Below are 13,649 nucleotides of genomic sequence, written 5' to 3'. Positions count from 1 at the left end.
TCCTCTTGGGTGAATGAAGGCTTGGTCGCGAAGGGGTCCTCGCGCTTACACCGGTGCTCGTCGGGGTTCGCTGCGGCTCACCGCCTGCCGACAAGAATAGTCGCCAGCACGAAGCCCGCGAGCCACAGCGTCTCCACCAGCAGCAGCACGAAGGGCCGCCAGCCCGCCTGCGCCAGCGTCGTGAACGAGGTCTTGATGCCGAGGGCGGCGATCGCGACCACCAGGCAGCCGCGCGAGACGCTGCCCAGGAGCTCCTGCGCGCCGGCGGGCACCCACCCTAGCGAATTCAGCGCCACCAGCACGACGAAGCACTGCAGAAAGCCCGGCAGCAGGGGCGGCCGCGTGGCCGAGGTCTGCGAGCCGCGCGACAGCCCGGACAGCGACACCGCCATCACGACGAACGCGAGCAGCGAGATGCGCAGCAGCTTCACCAGCGTGGCCTGGTCGCCCGTGGCCGGGCCCATCAGGTACCCGGCCCCGACGACCTGGGCGACGTCGTGAATGGTGCCGCCGAGGAAGAGGCCCGCGAGCGCCGGGGGCAGCCCGAACGCCCGGGCGATGGGCGGATACAGCAGCATCGCGATCGTCGACAGCGTGGTCACGCTGACGACGACAACGAGGGTGAAGCGGTCGCGCTGCGGTGATCGGGGCAGCACGGCAGCCAGCGCCAGCGCGGCCGAGGCGCCGCAGATCGCGGTGGCGCCGCCCGACAGCACGCCGGCGGCCGTGCCCAGGCCCAGGCGGCGCGACAGGACGATGCCGACGCCGATGGTGCTCAGCACCGCGGCGACGACGATCGCGGCGCTGGTCCAGCCCAGCGCCGCGATCTGCGTCACGGTGATGCGCGCGCCGAGCAGCGCGACCCCCAGGCGCAGCAGCGTGCGTCCGCAGAACTCGATGCCCGGCCGGGTCTTCGCCTCGTCTTCGAGAAAATGAAAGCAGACGCCGAAGAACAGCGCGTACAGCAGCTGGGGTCCGCGGTGCAGCCCGGCGACGAAGCTCGCGCCCAGCGCGATCACGCCGCACAGGGCCGTGCCCGGCCAGCGCAGCGCCAGCGCGCCCCACGCCGCGGACGCCGCGCCGCTCAGGCGGGCGCTCGTGGCGGAGGGCGTCGACAAGGCTTTCCTACTTCTCGACGAAGGCGCGCTCGATGACGTAGTCGCCTTGCTCGCCTTGCCGAGGGCTGATCGAGAAGCCGCGCGCGTCGAGCAGTCTGCAGGCGTCCTTCAGCATCGCCTCGCTGCCGCAGATCATTGCGCGGTCGGTTGCCGCATCGATGGGCGGCATGCCGGTGTCGGCGGCGAGCTTGCCCGATTCGATGAGGTCGGTGAGGCGGCCCTGGTTGCGAAACGGCTCGCGCGTGACCGTGGGGTAGTAGATCAGCTTGTCGCGCAGCATCTCGCCGAGGAACTCGTGCTCGGGCAGCTGCTGCTGGAAGAAGTCGGCATAGGCCAGCTCGTCGACCTGCCGAACGCCGTGCACCAGCACGACCTTCTCGAAGCGCTCATAGGTGTGCGGGTCCTGGATGATGCTGATGAAGGGTGCAAGGCCGGTGCCGGTGGACAGCAGGTACAGGTGCTTGCCGGGCCGCAGGTCGTCGAGCACCAGCGTGCCGACGGGCTTGCGCCCGACGATGACCTCGTCGCCCGGCTTCAGGTGCTGCAGGCGGGATGTCAACGGTCCGTTCTCGACCTTGATGCTGAAGAACTCGAGGTGTTCGTCGTGGTTGGCGCTGGCCACGCTGTAGGCGCGCAGCAGCGGTTTGCCTTCGACGTGCAGTCCGATCATCACGAAGTGGCCGTTGCGAAAGCGCAGTGCCGGATCACGCGTGGTGCGAAACGAGAACAGCGTGTCGTTCCAGTGGTGGACGTGCAGGACTTTTTCGGTGCCGAGGTTGGCCATGGTCGGTGTGCAAAGAATCGTCGATCAGGGGGTCAAGGGGCCGAGACAAGCGCTTCCCGTGCAACGGAATGCGCCCGTGACAGCTCCCGCAGATAGGCCCAGGGGTAGATGCCGCGCCCGTGGCCGTCGGAGAAGACGAGGTTCAGCGCCTTGTCACCGACGGGCCGGATGTCTTCGAGGCGGATGTCCGGTGAGACCTCGGCCCGTCGACCCGAGAGGCGGAACTGCTGTTCGCAGCCCGCGCAGCGGCACAGCGATCGTAGCAGCGGGTGCGGGATCAGCGCCCGCATGTGGTCTTGCCAGACCAGCTCGAGCAGGCCCGAGCTGCGATGGTCCAGGATCGATTCGGGCCAGAGGTGCTCGGTCATGTCAATGCCTTGATGCCTTCGCGGCCGACGTGATGGTCCAGGCCCTGCAGGCCGGTGGCGCCCAGCTCGCCGCCCATCGCGGCGAGGCTCTCGTCGCGGATCAGCGACTTGAGCTGGCGCACCAGCGCGTGGAAGGTGGGCGTGGCCATCATCTCGGGCGTGCGCGGCCGTGGCAGCGGGATCGCGATCTCGGCCTTGATGCGCCCGGGTCTCGCGGTCATCACGTACACCTTCTCCGACAGGAAAATCGCCTCCTCGATGTCGTGGGTGATGAACAGCACCGACAGCTGAAGCTGCTGCCACATGTTGGTCAGGATCTCCTGCATGACCGTGCGCGTCTGCGAGTCGAGCGCGCCGAAGGGCTCATCCATCAACAGCACCTGGGGGCTGGTGGCCAGCGCCCGCACGATGCCCACACGCTGCTTCATGCCGCCGGACAGCTGGTCGGGATAGTGGTTCTCGAAGGCGAGCAGGCCCGCCAGCCCGAGCAGCGTGCGCGCCGCCGACTCGCGCGCGCTGGCGCCATGGCCTTGCATCTTCAGCCCGAACTCGACGTTCTTGCGCACCGTCATCCACGGGAACAGCGAGTACTGCTGGAACACCACGCCGCGATCGGCGCCCGGCGCGCCGATGGACTGGCCGTCGAGCAGCGCCTGCCCGCGGCTGGGACGCAGGAAGCCGGCGACGACGTTGAGCAGCGTCGACTTGCCGCAGCCCGACGGTCCGATGACGCTGACGAAATCGCCGGGCTTCACCTCGAGCGACACGCCGCTCACCGCGTCGATGCCATGGCCGTTGGAGCCGAAGCTGACCGTGAGGTCGCGGATCTCGATGTGGCCTTTGCTGGGCTTGCTCATCGCGCGCTCCCCTGCGGCGCGGCATAGTCGAGCCACGGCATCAGCGTCTTGCCGGCGAGGCGGATGAGCCCGCTGCAGACCAGCCCGAGCAGCCCGATGGTGATCATGCCCAGCACGATCTCGGCATACGAGATCAGCGAGTAGGCTTCCCAGGTGAAGTAGCCGATGCCGAACTGGCCGGAGATCATCTCGGCCGCGATCAGCGACACCCAGGCCACCCCCATGCCCACCGCCAGCCCGGTGAAGATCTGCGGCGCGGCGCCGGGCAGCACCACATGCCGCATCAGCTGCCGCTCCTTGGCGCCCAGGCACTGGCCGGCGCGCAGCAGGACCGCGTCGACCGACTGCACCCCGCTCACCGTGTTGAGCAGGATCGGGAAGAACGCGCCGATGAAGGTGATGAAGACGATGCTCACCTCGTTGTCGGGCCACAGCATGATCGAGATCGGCACCCACGCGATCGCCGGGATGGGCCGCAGCGCCTCCAGCGCGGGGAAGAGCAAGTGCCGGGCGAACCGGTAGCGACCGATCGCCAGTCCCATCGCCACGCCCACCACCGTGGCCGCCGCGAAGCCGATGAAGATGCGGCGCAGGCTCATGCCGATGTTGGTGATGAACTTGCCGTTCTGGTTGACCTGCACGACCTTCTCCAGCACCTCGAGCGGCGTCGGGATGTTGGTGAAGCGGATGTAGAAATCCCAGCGGTAGGTCGTGGCGAGGTGCCAGAAGAGCAGCACTCCCAGCAGCGATGCGGCGCTCATCAGGTAGACGGCGCCGTGCGCGCGCAGCCATGCCGCGAGCGGCGAGCCAGCCGCGGGCGGCGCTGCCACGGCAGGCGGCAAGGCGCGCACGGCATCGGCCGCCCGCGGCAGCGCGATGGCCGCGGGCATGTCGGGCGGATGCTCGGGAGAGACTTCCTCGAACAGGCGGCGCATGGCGGTCGACATGGCGGGGTCCTCCGCTTCAGAGGCCGGTGGCCGCAGCCAGCGCCTCGGTGTAGGTGGCCAGCCTGCCGCCGATGGAGACGGCATGCGCCTCGGCATCCTTCTTCAGCAGGAAGGGGACGATCTGCGGCTTCTTCGCATCGGCGGTGTTGAGCGCGTAGAACGCCTTGTCGGCGAACACCTTGATGCCCAGCGCGCGGTCGTAGAGGTAGGCCACCTTGACTTTCCGGCTCTCCGCCTGCGCCTTGTTGATGGCTGCCAGTGTGCAGACCGGCGACGAATACGCCGCGATGGTCGTGCCTTCGACCCATACCTCGCCCGCCTCCTTGGGACGCGTGATGGCCGTCTTGCACAGCGCGTCGTGGCCGGTGATGTCGTAGTTGGCGAGCGTCTGCTTCTGCGCGTCGTAGTCGAGCTTCAGCTCCTTGTAGGCCTGGCGCACGTAGGTCTCGTCGACCCAGGCGTTGACGTCCAGCGCCTTCACGCGGTTGAGCCGCGTGAGCACCTCGTGGCCGGTCTTGATGGTGTCGATCCAGCGCGGCTTGATCGTCGGATCGAGCGTGTGGATGCCGCCCGGGCCGAGGTAGAGGTAGGCGACCTCCTTCTCGACCCTGGTCCACTCCTCGATCTTCGCCGCCGCCGCCGCCGGGTTGGCACGCAACCAGGCGTTGGCCTCGATCAGCGCCTTGATGTAGGCGACGACGACCTCCGGATGCTCGGCGGCGAAGTCCTTGCGCACGACGACGCCGTGGAAGGTGGGCACCTTCGTCTCGACGCCGTCGAAGATCTTTCGCGCGAATCCGCGGTACGGCAGCAGGTCGGCGAACGGCACGAAGTCGGCGTGCGCGTCGATCTTCTTCTCCTGCAGGTTGGTGGTGCCGACCTCGGGACTCTGGCTCACCAGGTTCCAGTAGCCCTCGGACCAGCCGCGCGTCTGCATGGCCTGCAGCACCATGCCGTGCGCCGCCGAGCCGAACGGGACCGAGATCAGCTTGCCCTTCAGATCGGACAGCTGGTAGTACGGCGAGTCCTTGTGCACCACGACGCCGTTGCCCGAGCCGAAGGCGTTGTACGCGATGACGGCCACGAGCTGCGTCTCGTTGCCCGGCTGCGACTGCCCGGTCGCGCCGTTCACCAGCAGCGGGTAGTCGCCCATCATCCCGATGTGCAGCTTCTTGGCCATCATGCCGTTGGTGATGGGCGGGCCCGAGGTGAAGTTCTGCCAGTCCAGCCTGAACGTCACGTCCTTGTACTTGCCGGTCTTCGGCAGGTGCTTCTCCAGCAGCTTGAGTTCCTTGATCGCCACGCCGCCGGTGACGGTGTTGGTGGTGGTGTTCTGCGTGCCGATCCCGATGACGACTTCCTGCTTCGCGGCCAGGGCGGGCAGTGCGAGCGCGAGGCAGAGCAGGGCGCCGGCTCGCGGGAGGATGTGTTTCATGGACCTGATCTCCGTGGATTGAGGAAGCGTCTTGTCCCCTCGACCGCAAGACAGATGCCACCTGAGGTGGGCTCGTGCGCCGTCTTGCGCGGTGCGGCTCATGCCTGCAACTGCTCGAGCTTGGATGCGACCCGGGCCCACTGCTCGGCGTCGGGCAGCGGCTCGCGTGCCTGGGTGATCAGCGGCCACTGCTTCGCGTAGCGGGCGTTCAGCGCGAGGTAGGGCTGCTGGTCGGAGGTCAGCTCGTCCTCGGCCACGATCGCGCCGACCGGGCACTCAGGCACACAGACGGCGCAATCGATGCACACCTGCGGGTCGATGACGACGAAGTTCGCACCTTCATGGAAGCAGTCGACCGGGCACACGCTGACGCAGTCGGTGTACTTGCAGCGGATGCAGGCTTCGGTGACGACATAGGTCATTGCGTCTTCCTTTCCGCCAGCGCGATGGCTGTCAGGGCCAGCCGCGCGAGCTTGCGCACATCGGGATCCGGATCGGCGAGCGACGCCTCCAGCGGCGCGATGGCCCGCGTGTCGCCGATCTCGCCGAGTGCGATCACCGCTTCCTTGCGCAGGTTGCTCACGGGATGCGTGAGCGAGGCCACCAGCGCCGGCAGGCCGGCGTGCGCCTTGAGCCAGCCCAGGCTGCGAGCGGCTGCGACCCGCACCTGCCAGTAGTCGTCGGCCATGGCCTGCACGAGCTCTGCCGTGGCCGGCGACAGCCGCAGCTTGCCGATCGTCTGGGCCGCCTCCTCGCGCACCATCCAGATGCTGTCGCCGAGCGCGCGCACCAGCGCGGGCAGCACGCTCACCGTGCTGGAGTAGCCGAGCGCGCCGATCGCGATGCGGCGCACCTCCGGGTCGGGGTCGTTGGCCGCGACTTCAGCGAGCTCGCCGACCGCGGCCGGGTTCTTCAGGTAGCCGAGCACGCCGACCGCCTCGCGCCGAACGCTCGTCTCGGGATCGCGCAGCGACTGCATCGCCGGATCGAAGGCCGCCGGCGACCGCAGGGAGCGCACGGCGCGAAAGGCCGAGGCGCGCGCCGCGGCCGGGCCGCCCAGCAGCATGGGCAGCAGCGGCGCGGCCGATGCGCTGTCCTTCAGCTCGGCCAGCACGTCGGCGGCGGCGCGTCGCACATCGGCGTGCGGGTCGAGCAGCAGGCCTGCGAGCGCGGCGACGACTTCGGGCGCCTCATAGCCTTCGAGCGCGCGCACGGCCTCGACGCGCACGGTGGCGTCGATGTCGGCCAGCCGCGGCAGCAGCAGCGGCACGATGTCGTCCTCGTCGCTGTACGGCAGGTCGAGCACGGCGAGGCGGCGCACGGTGGCGTCGGGATCGGTGAGTCGGCGGGTGAGTGCATCCAGCATGGCGCGGCTCCTCAGCGCAGCAGATAGGGAATCTCGACCTTCACCGCGCCGGTCGGGCAGTCCTGCTCGCAGGGCAGGCAGTACCAGCACTCGTCGAACTTCATGTAGGCCTTGTTCTTCACGATGTCGATGGCGAGCACGTCGAGCGGGCACACGTCGACGCAGACCGTGCAGCCCTTGTCGGCGATGCACTTGTCCTCGTCGACGCTGACGGGCACCTGGGTGGGGGTGAGGGCGATGGTCATGATCGATTTCTCTCGTCTTGTCTCCTCTCCCGGGTGCGGGAGAGGGCCGGGGTGAGGGGAGGCGGTGCTCACGCAGCCTGCGCCGCCTTGGCCACGCGCAGCCGCTGGTAGGCCGTGCGCTCCTCTTCGTCCACCGGCACGATGTAGGGCTCGACGGCCTTCTTGCGCAGCGTGATCCGCCCCTGCGCATCGCGAGACAGCAGCGAGTGGCAGAACCACTCGGCGTCGTCGCGCTCGGGGTGGTCGACCCGCGCGTGGTACAGCCCCCAGCGGCTCTCGGTGCGGAACAGCGACGCTTGCGCGGCCATCTCGGCGCAGTCGAGGATCGAATGGGCCTCCATCGCACGCATCAGCTCGTGCGGGTTGCCAGCCGACAAATGCTGCAGGTCTTCCCTGATCTCGGCGAAGCGGCGCAGGCCGAGATCGTACTTGCGGGTGATCTTGGGCGGCTGCAGGTAATCGTTGACGAGGCGGCGGGTCTTGTACTCGACCTGGTACGGCGTGAGTCCCCTCTCGCGATTCAGCGGCGCGAGGATGCGCGCCGACTCGGCGGCGCGTTGGTCATCGTTCACCGGTGCATGGCCCACCTCGCCGCAGTACGCGGCGGCGTTGAGTCCGCAGTGCCTGCCGTACACGAACGCGCCGAGCATGTAGTTGTGCGGCACGCTGGCGCAGTCGCCGGCGGCATAGAGGCCTTTCACCGACGTCTCGCCGCGCGCGTTGACGTGGATGCCCGAGGCGCTGTGGCCGCTGCAGAAGCCGATCTCGGAGATGTGCATCTCCACCATCTCGCGCCGGTAGTCGTTGCCGCGGCGATCGTGGAAGCGCCCGCGGCTCGGCCGCTCGTTGGTGTGCAGGATGGTTTCGATGTCCTGGATGGTCTCCTCGGCCAGGTGGTCGAGCTTGAGGAACACCGGGCCGTTGCCGCTCTGCAGCTCGCGGTGGAACTCCTCCATCATCTGGCCGCTCCAGTAGTCGCACTCGATGAAGCGCTCGCCCCGGGCGTTGGCGGTGTAGCCGCCCAGCGGCCCGGTGACGTAGGCGCAGGCCGGCCCGTTGTAGTCCTTGATCAGTGGATTGATCTGGAAGCACTCGAGGTTCGCCAGGTCGGCGCCGGCGTGGAAGGCCATCGCGTGGCCGTCGCCGCAGTTGGTGGGGTTCTCGTAGGTGCCCATCAGGTAGCCCGAAGCGGGCAGGCCGAGCCGGCCGGCGGCGCCGGTGCACAGCACGGCAGCCTTGGTGCGGATCACATGGAGCTCCGCGGTGCGGCAGTCGAAGCCCATCACCGCGGCCACTTCGCCGCCCGGCCCCGTGAGCACGCGGGTCACGACGACCCGGTTGGTGATCTCCACCCGCGCGCGCTTGAGCTGGCGGTAGAGGATGCGCTTCATGTGATGCCCCTCGGGCATCGGCAGCACGTAGGCGCCGAGGTGATGCACCTTGCGCACGCTGTAGTCGCCCGTCTCGTCCTTCTCGAACTTGACGCCCCAGCGGTCGAGCTCCTGGATCATCTCGAAGCTGTGCGCCGCGTAGGCCATCACCGCCTCCTGGTCGACGATGCCGTCGTTCGCGACGGTGATCTCCTTCACGTACTGCTCCGGCGTGGCGTGGCCGGGGATCACCGCATTGTTCAGGCCGTCCATGCCCATCGAGATGGCGCCGCTGCGCTTCACGTTGGCCTTGTCGATCAGCAGGACGCGCAGCTTGGGGTTGCGCTCCTTCGCCTTCACGGCGGCCATCGGGCCGCCGGTGCCGCCGCCGATGACGACGAGATCGAATTCCAGTTCAAGAGGCTGTGGCATGGGGACTCCGTGAGGCCGCGCAGCCTAGGAAGCGGCGCGGCGGATGCGAACGAACGAAAACACGCATGCTTATGTGCGGTCGATGCGCAGCCGGTACTGGAAGGCGTCGCCGCGGTAGTAGAGGAACTCGAAGTCGATCGGCTGCTCGCCGGCGTGGGTCAGCCGCTCGATGCGCAGCAGCGGAGAGGCCTCGGCGATGCGCAGTTGGCGGGCGAGCGACTCGTCGGCGGAGATCGCCTCGATCTGCACGTCGGCGTGCGTGAGCTGCTGGCCGAGGTCGTTCTCGAGGATCACGAAGATGTCGCGTGTGGCGAGGTCTTCATGCGCCAGCCGCTCGCCGAGCGCCAGGGGAAAGTAGCTCACGTCGACGGAGATCGGCTCGCGGTTGAGGTAGCGCAGCCGCTGGATCTCGAACACCGGTGCGCCGGGCTCGAGTGCAAGGCGCCGCGCGACCACCTCGTTAGCGGCCAGCCGGCGCGTGCTGAGGACCTGCGAGAACGTCTCGTAGCCGGCCGGCCCCATCGCCTCGCCGAAGCCCTGCAGCCGCGACAGGCTCTGGAAGGCCTTGGGCTTGGCGACGAAGCTGCCCTTGCCGGCCACCTTGAAGATGAGCCCCTCCTTCTGCAGGTCGCCGAGGGCCTGGCGGATCGTGATGCGGCTGACCTGGAAGGCGTCCATCATCTGCGCCTCCGAGGGCATCTGCGAATGCGGCGCATAGGTGCCGTCGAGCACGTGGCGGCGGATGATTTCGCGGATCTGCGAATGCATGGGCACCGACGGCAGCAGTGTGACCTTGGAGGCGGTGCGCGGCCGCGCGATGCGGGGAACCGGAGTCTTGCGGGCGGGGGTCATGGGCGTCGATCGGCAACCTGTTATGACAGGTCATGCCAAGCATGTCGCATGCCAGCCGAAAAGGCCGTTTCCGCGCGCATCCGGACCTCGCCATGCACGCCGGGCGAGCACCGATGCACTGCGATCGCGACGGCGGCGCGCCGCGTTCACAGCGCTGGTGCGGCGGCAAGCCTTTCGGCTACGCTGCGCCCGCAGGAGGACACGCCATGACGATCACGGTGCGACGCGCCTCGATTCACGACGCTGCAGCGTTCGCGCGCTTCATGGGCGACCCGCAAGTCTTTGCCGGGCTGATGCAGCTGCCTTTCACCAGCGAGGAGATCTGGCGCAAGCGGCTGGCCGACAGCGGCGATCCGGCCAAGGGCGACCTGCTGCTGGTGGCCGAGCTGCACGGTGACGTCGTCGGCTCTTCGGGGCTGCACCCGGTCGGGTCGTCGCTGCGGCGGCGCCACGCGATGATGCTGGGCATCTCCATCGCACGGGAAGCCCAGGGCTGCGGCGTCGGCACGGCCATGATGACCGCCATGTGCGACTACGCCGACCGCTGGGCCGGCGTGCTGCGGCTGGAGCTCACCGTCTATACCGACAACGCGGCGGCGATCGCGCTGTATCGCAAGTTCGGCTTCGAGATCGAGGGCACTCACCGGGCGTACGCGCTGCGCGACGGCCGGTATGTGGACGCCCATTCGATGGCCCGCCTGCATCCAGACCCGCCGTCCTGGTAGGTGGGAGTGGCTTCGGGTTCGGCTCGCTCCCCCAACCTACGAATTCATCACGGTTTCGTCTTTCATTCGGGACTGCGGGATGCCGATATCCCTGCCGTTGGAGCAATCAATTGGCAGTCAGCAGCATCCTCGACCACACGCCGGACCACCCGATCGCACGGGCCCGCGCGCGGCAGGGCCTGCTCGACCTCGCCAAGCGAGGCGATCGCGGCATCTTCGTGCACCTGCCGCTGTGGCTGCTGATCTCGCTGTGGACCGGCCTGTGGACCCAGCAGCCGCTGTTCTGTGCATTCAACTCGGCACTGTTCCTCGGCAATGCGCTTGCGCGGCAGCTGCTGCGGCAGCGCTTCGCGCGCATGGTCGAAGCCGATTACGCACGCGCTTTCCGCGTGTACATGACCTTGCTGCTGGGCAATTGCCTGCACTGGGGCGTGCTGACGGGCCTGTCGATGCACTGGCCGGCCCTGCATGCGGCCGAAATGCCGCTGGTGTTCGTCGCGGTGGGCGTGGGCTGCTCGGGGTCGCTCGGGCTCGCGATCAGCCCCTTCGTGCGCTTCTGGTACCCGGCCGGCGTGCTCGCGCCGCTCGCCGTCGCGCTGCTCACCGATCCCACGGCATTGCACACGCTGATCGCGCTGGTCTCGGTCGTCCTCGTCCCCTACCTCTACAGGTCGTCCCAGGTCGTCCATGACGACTACTGGGCGGCTGCCGATGCGCGCCTGGAGCTGGAGGAGCGGGCCCGGCAGCTGGAGCTGCTGAGCGTGACCGATGCGCTGACGCAGGTGAACAACCGCCTCTACTTCGAGCATCGCCTGGTCGCCGAGTGGGCGCGCGCCGCCCGCGAGTCGGAACCGCTGTCGGTGCTGATCATCGACCTCGACCACTTCAAGAACATCAACGACAGCCACGGCCATCCCTTCGGCGACCGCTGCCTGGTCGCCGCGGCGCAGGCGCTGCGGGGGGCGCTGCACCGCTCGAACGACGTGCTGGCGCGCTATGGCGGCGAGGAGTTCGCCGTGCTGCTGGCGGGCGCCGATGCACGCGCGGCGCAGCAGGTGGCCGAGCGCTTGCTGGCCGGCGTCGCCGCGGTCGAGCTGGACCACGAGGGCAAGAGCGTGCGCCTGGCTTGCAGCATCGGTGTGTCGACCATCGTGCCGGCCTCGATGTCGAGCCCGTCGAGCGCGGTGAGCGAAGCGGACAAGGCGCTGTATGCCGCCAAGCAGCAGGGGCGCAATCGCGTGGTGGCGGCGCCGGGCGCCTAGCGGCATCCACCGTGCGACGCCCGCGCGTCGCGGCACCTACACCATCGTGTCCCAAGGCGCCGACAGGCGCACCGCGCCGTTCACCACGCCCACCATCGAATACGTCTGAGGGAAGTTGCCCCACAGCTCGCCGCTGGCCACGTGCAGGTCCTCCGACAGCAGGCCCACGTGATTGCGGTGCGACAGCAGTGCCTCGAAGATCTCGCGCGCCTGGGCGCCGCGGCCGATGCGCGCCAGCGCATCGATGCGCCAGAAGGAGCAGACGTTGAACGCGGTCTCGGGCTTGCCGAAGTCGTCGGGCGCTTCGTATCGACGCATGAAGGGACCGTCGCACAGCGTCGACTCCAGCGCCTCGACCGTCTTCACGAAGCGCGGATCGCGGGGCTCGATGAAGCCGACCTCGGCCATCAGCAGCACGCTGGCATCGAGGTCCTTGCCGCCGAAGCTCTCCACGAAGGCCTGCCGCTTCTCGCTCCACGCCTGCTCGAGGATCTTGGTGCGGATGGCGTCGGCGCGCGCGCGCCAGTACGCGGTGCGATCGGCACGATCGAACACCGCGCCGATCTTCGCCAGCCGGTCGCAGGCGGCCCAGCACATCAGCGACGACGAGGTGTGCACGCGCGCGCGGGTGCGCAGCTCCCACATGCCGGCATCGGGCTGGTCGTGGAAGCGCCAGGCCTGCTCGCCGATGAGCTCGAGCTCGGCGAAATCGCGCAGCTCGGCACGGCGCAACAGCCGATGGTCGAAGAAGGCCTGCGAAGCGCCGAGCAGGATGTTGCCGTACACGTCGTACTGGAAGTGCTCGAAGGCCTGGTTGCCCACCCGCACCGGCGGCATGCCGCGGTAGCCGCCCAGGTGCGGCACGATGCTCTCGGTGAGCGTCTTCTCGAGCCCGATGCCGTACAGCGGCTGCACATGGCCGCCCTTGGCGTCGCGCACCACGTCGAACAGCCAGCGCAGGTAGTCCTCCATCGTGCCGACCTCGGACAGGCTGTTCAGCGCGCGCACCACGAAAAAGGCATCGCGCAGCCAGCAGAAGCGGTAGTCCCAGTTGCGCTGTGAGTTCGGCGCCTCCGGGATGCTCGTCGTCATCGCCGCGACGATCGCGCCGGTCTCCTCGAACTGGCACAGCTTGAGCGTGATCGCCGAGCGGATCACCGCGTCCTGCCATTCGAGCGGCAGCGCCAGGCGACGGGTCCAGAGGCGCCAGTACAGCAGGGTCTGTTCCTCGAACTCGCGCGCCGTGTCCTCGATGGCGCCGGGAAGCGTCTCGTCGGGCCCCAGCATCAGGCTCACCGGCGAGTGCAGCGAGAACCAGGTGCTGTCGATCACGTAGGTGAGCGGGGCGTTGGTGTTCAGCCGCATGGCGCCGCTGGGCAGGTCGAAACGCAGATGGTTGCTGCCGCGGCTGACCTTGGGCGCCACCGTGCCCCATTCGCCGCGCGGGCGCACGATGAAGCGCACGCGCGGATGGCCCACGAGCGGATGCACGCGCCGCACGATCTGCGCCGGCCGGAAGGCGCGGTCGCGGGTGAAGAAGCGCGGGCAGAAGTCGACGATCTCGATTCCCTCGCCGTGGGCGTCGAACAGGCGCGTGCGCAGCACGGCGGTGCCCGGCTCGTATTCCTGCTCCGAGCGCGCGAAGCCTTCCAGCTCGATCGCCAGCGTCCCGTCTTGCGGCAAACCTTGCCCGCTGTCCAGCAGCGCATGGAAGATGGGGTCGCCGTCGAAACGAGGTGTACAGCACCACACGATGGCAGCACGCCTGTCGACCAGGGCGCTGATCGCGCAGTTGCCGATCAGGGCGACATCGAGGCTTGTTGGGGGTGGGGTCATGGTTGTTCGAAAGCCTTCTCGTGCAAAGAATGGCAGATTGGCCTGGGCATTC

Annotated in this window: 14 protein-coding genes; 2 read left to right on the top strand and 12 right to left on the bottom strand. The window is 68.4% G+C overall.

The features are described from left to right. Nucleotides 1–77: 77 nt before the first annotated feature. From P7V53_RS18270 to P7V53_RS18220, 11 genes are all read right to left on the bottom strand, one after another. A complete protein-coding gene (locus P7V53_RS18270; protein ID WP_280156550.1) occupies nt 78–1,088 on the bottom strand; it encodes a putative sulfate exporter family transporter in 1,011 nt (336 codons plus the stop codon). A 37-nt stretch (nt 1,089–1,125) separates the two neighbouring features. Further along, on the bottom strand, nt 1,126–1,902 hold the full coding sequence (locus P7V53_RS18265) for a ferredoxin--NADP reductase (RefSeq protein ID WP_280150934.1): 777 nt from the start codon (nt 1,900–1,902) through the stop codon (nt 1,126–1,128). Nucleotides 1,903–1,934: 32 nt separating this feature from the next. Beyond that, nucleotides 1,935–2,270, bottom strand: coding sequence for a DUF971 domain-containing protein (locus P7V53_RS18260; protein WP_280150933.1), 336 nt, complete (start codon nt 2,268–2,270; stop codon nt 1,935–1,937). After that, nucleotides 2,267–3,127, bottom strand: a complete 861-nt coding sequence (locus P7V53_RS18255; RefSeq protein WP_280150931.1) for an ABC transporter ATP-binding protein — start codon at nt 3,125–3,127, stop codon at nt 2,267–2,269. Before P7V53_RS18255 ends, P7V53_RS18260 begins: the two co-directional genes overlap by 4 nt. Next, nucleotides 3,124–4,074 carry an ABC transporter permease gene (locus P7V53_RS18250; protein ID WP_280150930.1) on the bottom strand — a complete coding sequence of 317 codons (951 nt, stop codon included), beginning with the start codon at nt 4,072–4,074 and terminating at the stop codon, nt 3,124–3,126. Before P7V53_RS18250 ends, P7V53_RS18255 begins: the two co-directional genes overlap by 4 nt. Before the next feature lie 16 nt (nt 4,075–4,090). Continuing rightward, the gene (locus tag P7V53_RS18245) at nt 4,091–5,509 is read right to left on the bottom strand and encodes an ABC transporter substrate-binding protein (RefSeq protein ID WP_280150928.1); all 1,419 of its coding nucleotides are present in this window, start codon (nt 5,507–5,509) and stop codon (nt 4,091–4,093) included. Nucleotides 5,510–5,607: 98 nt separating this feature from the next. Continuing rightward, entirely contained in the window at nt 5,608–5,931 is a 324-nt protein-coding gene (gene fdxA, locus P7V53_RS18240; protein ID WP_280150926.1) for a ferredoxin FdxA, read from the bottom strand. Further along, nucleotides 5,928–6,875, bottom strand: coding sequence for a HEAT repeat domain-containing protein (locus tag P7V53_RS18235; RefSeq protein WP_280150925.1), 948 nt, complete (start codon nt 6,873–6,875; stop codon nt 5,928–5,930). The genes fdxA and P7V53_RS18235 overlap by 4 nt, the downstream gene beginning before the upstream one ends. A gap of 11 nt (nt 6,876–6,886) precedes the next feature. Beyond that, complete coding sequence (locus P7V53_RS18230) at nt 6,887–7,120, bottom strand: ferredoxin family protein (protein ID WP_280150923.1); 234 nt, start codon at nt 7,118–7,120, stop codon at nt 6,887–6,889. 68 nt (nt 7,121–7,188) lie between these two features. Continuing rightward, the gene (locus P7V53_RS18225; protein ID WP_280150922.1) at nt 7,189–8,922 is read right to left on the bottom strand and encodes a fumarate reductase/succinate dehydrogenase flavoprotein subunit; all 1,734 of its coding nucleotides are present in this window, start codon (nt 8,920–8,922) and stop codon (nt 7,189–7,191) included. A gap of 69 nt (nt 8,923–8,991) precedes the next feature. After that, complete coding sequence (locus P7V53_RS18220; protein WP_280156549.1) at nt 8,992–9,690, bottom strand: GntR family transcriptional regulator; 699 nt, start codon at nt 9,688–9,690, stop codon at nt 8,992–8,994. Nucleotides 9,691–9,980: 290 nt separating this feature from the next. On the opposite strand from P7V53_RS18220, the gene P7V53_RS18215 reads away from it, so the two are divergent. Both P7V53_RS18215 and P7V53_RS18210 read left to right on the top strand, forming a co-directional pair. After that, nucleotides 9,981–10,499, top strand: a complete 519-nt coding sequence (locus P7V53_RS18215; protein WP_280150921.1) for a GNAT family N-acetyltransferase — start codon at nt 9,981–9,983, stop codon at nt 10,497–10,499. A gap of 110 nt (nt 10,500–10,609) precedes the next feature. Next, nucleotides 10,610–11,761 (top strand): GGDEF domain-containing protein, encoded by a 1,152-nt coding sequence (locus P7V53_RS18210; protein WP_280150920.1) that lies wholly within the window; start codon nt 10,610–10,612, stop codon nt 11,759–11,761. A 36-nt stretch (nt 11,762–11,797) separates the two neighbouring features. Here the strand turns inward: P7V53_RS18210 and P7V53_RS18205 are convergent, their stop codons facing one another. Beyond that, complete coding sequence (locus P7V53_RS18205) at nt 11,798–13,597, bottom strand: glycoside hydrolase family 15 protein (RefSeq protein WP_280150918.1); 1,800 nt, start codon at nt 13,595–13,597, stop codon at nt 11,798–11,800. Between the last annotated feature and the right edge of the window lie 52 nt (nt 13,598–13,649).

This window comes from Piscinibacter sp. XHJ-5, from assembly GCF_029855045.1.
Lineage (GTDB): Bacteria > Pseudomonadota > Gammaproteobacteria > Burkholderiales > Burkholderiaceae_C > Albitalea.
This window is presented reverse-complemented; position numbering and strand designations above follow the sequence as displayed.

Excerpts from the sequence above, each read along its gene's own strand:
- P7V53_RS18265 (WP_280150934.1), bottom strand. The coding sequence starts at position 1,902 with ATGGCCAACCTCGGCACCGAAAAAGTCCTGCACGTCCACCACTGGAAC.
- P7V53_RS18260 (WP_280150933.1), bottom strand. The coding sequence starts at position 2,270 with ATGACCGAGCACCTCTGGCCCGAATCGATCCTGGACCATCGCAGCTCG.
- P7V53_RS18255 (WP_280150931.1), bottom strand. The coding sequence starts at position 3,127 with ATGAGCAAGCCCAGCAAAGGCCACATCGAGATCCGCGACCTCACGGTC.
- P7V53_RS18250 (WP_280150930.1), bottom strand. The coding sequence starts at position 4,074 with ATGTCGACCGCCATGCGCCGCCTGTTCGAGGAAGTCTCTCCCGAGCAT.
- P7V53_RS18245 (WP_280150928.1), bottom strand. The coding sequence starts at position 5,509 with ATGAAACACATCCTCCCGCGAGCCGGCGCCCTGCTCTGCCTCGCGCTC.
- fdxA (WP_280150926.1), bottom strand. The coding sequence starts at position 5,931 with ATGACCTATGTCGTCACCGAAGCCTGCATCCGCTGCAAGTACACCGAC.
- P7V53_RS18235 (WP_280150925.1), bottom strand. The coding sequence starts at position 6,875 with ATGCTGGATGCACTCACCCGCCGACTCACCGATCCCGACGCCACCGTG.
- P7V53_RS18230 (WP_280150923.1), bottom strand. The coding sequence starts at position 7,120 with ATGACCATCGCCCTCACCCCCACCCAGGTGCCCGTCAGCGTCGACGAG.
- P7V53_RS18225 (WP_280150922.1), bottom strand. The coding sequence starts at position 8,922 with ATGCCACAGCCTCTTGAACTGGAATTCGATCTCGTCGTCATCGGCGGC.
- P7V53_RS18220 (WP_280156549.1), bottom strand. The coding sequence starts at position 9,690 with ATGCATTCGCAGATCCGCGAAATCATCCGCCGCCACGTGCTCGACGGC.
- P7V53_RS18215 (WP_280150921.1), top strand. The coding sequence starts at position 9,981 with ATGACGATCACGGTGCGACGCGCCTCGATTCACGACGCTGCAGCGTTC.
- P7V53_RS18205 (WP_280150918.1), bottom strand. The coding sequence starts at position 13,597 with ATGACCCCACCCCCAACAAGCCTCGATGTCGCCCTGATCGGCAACTGC.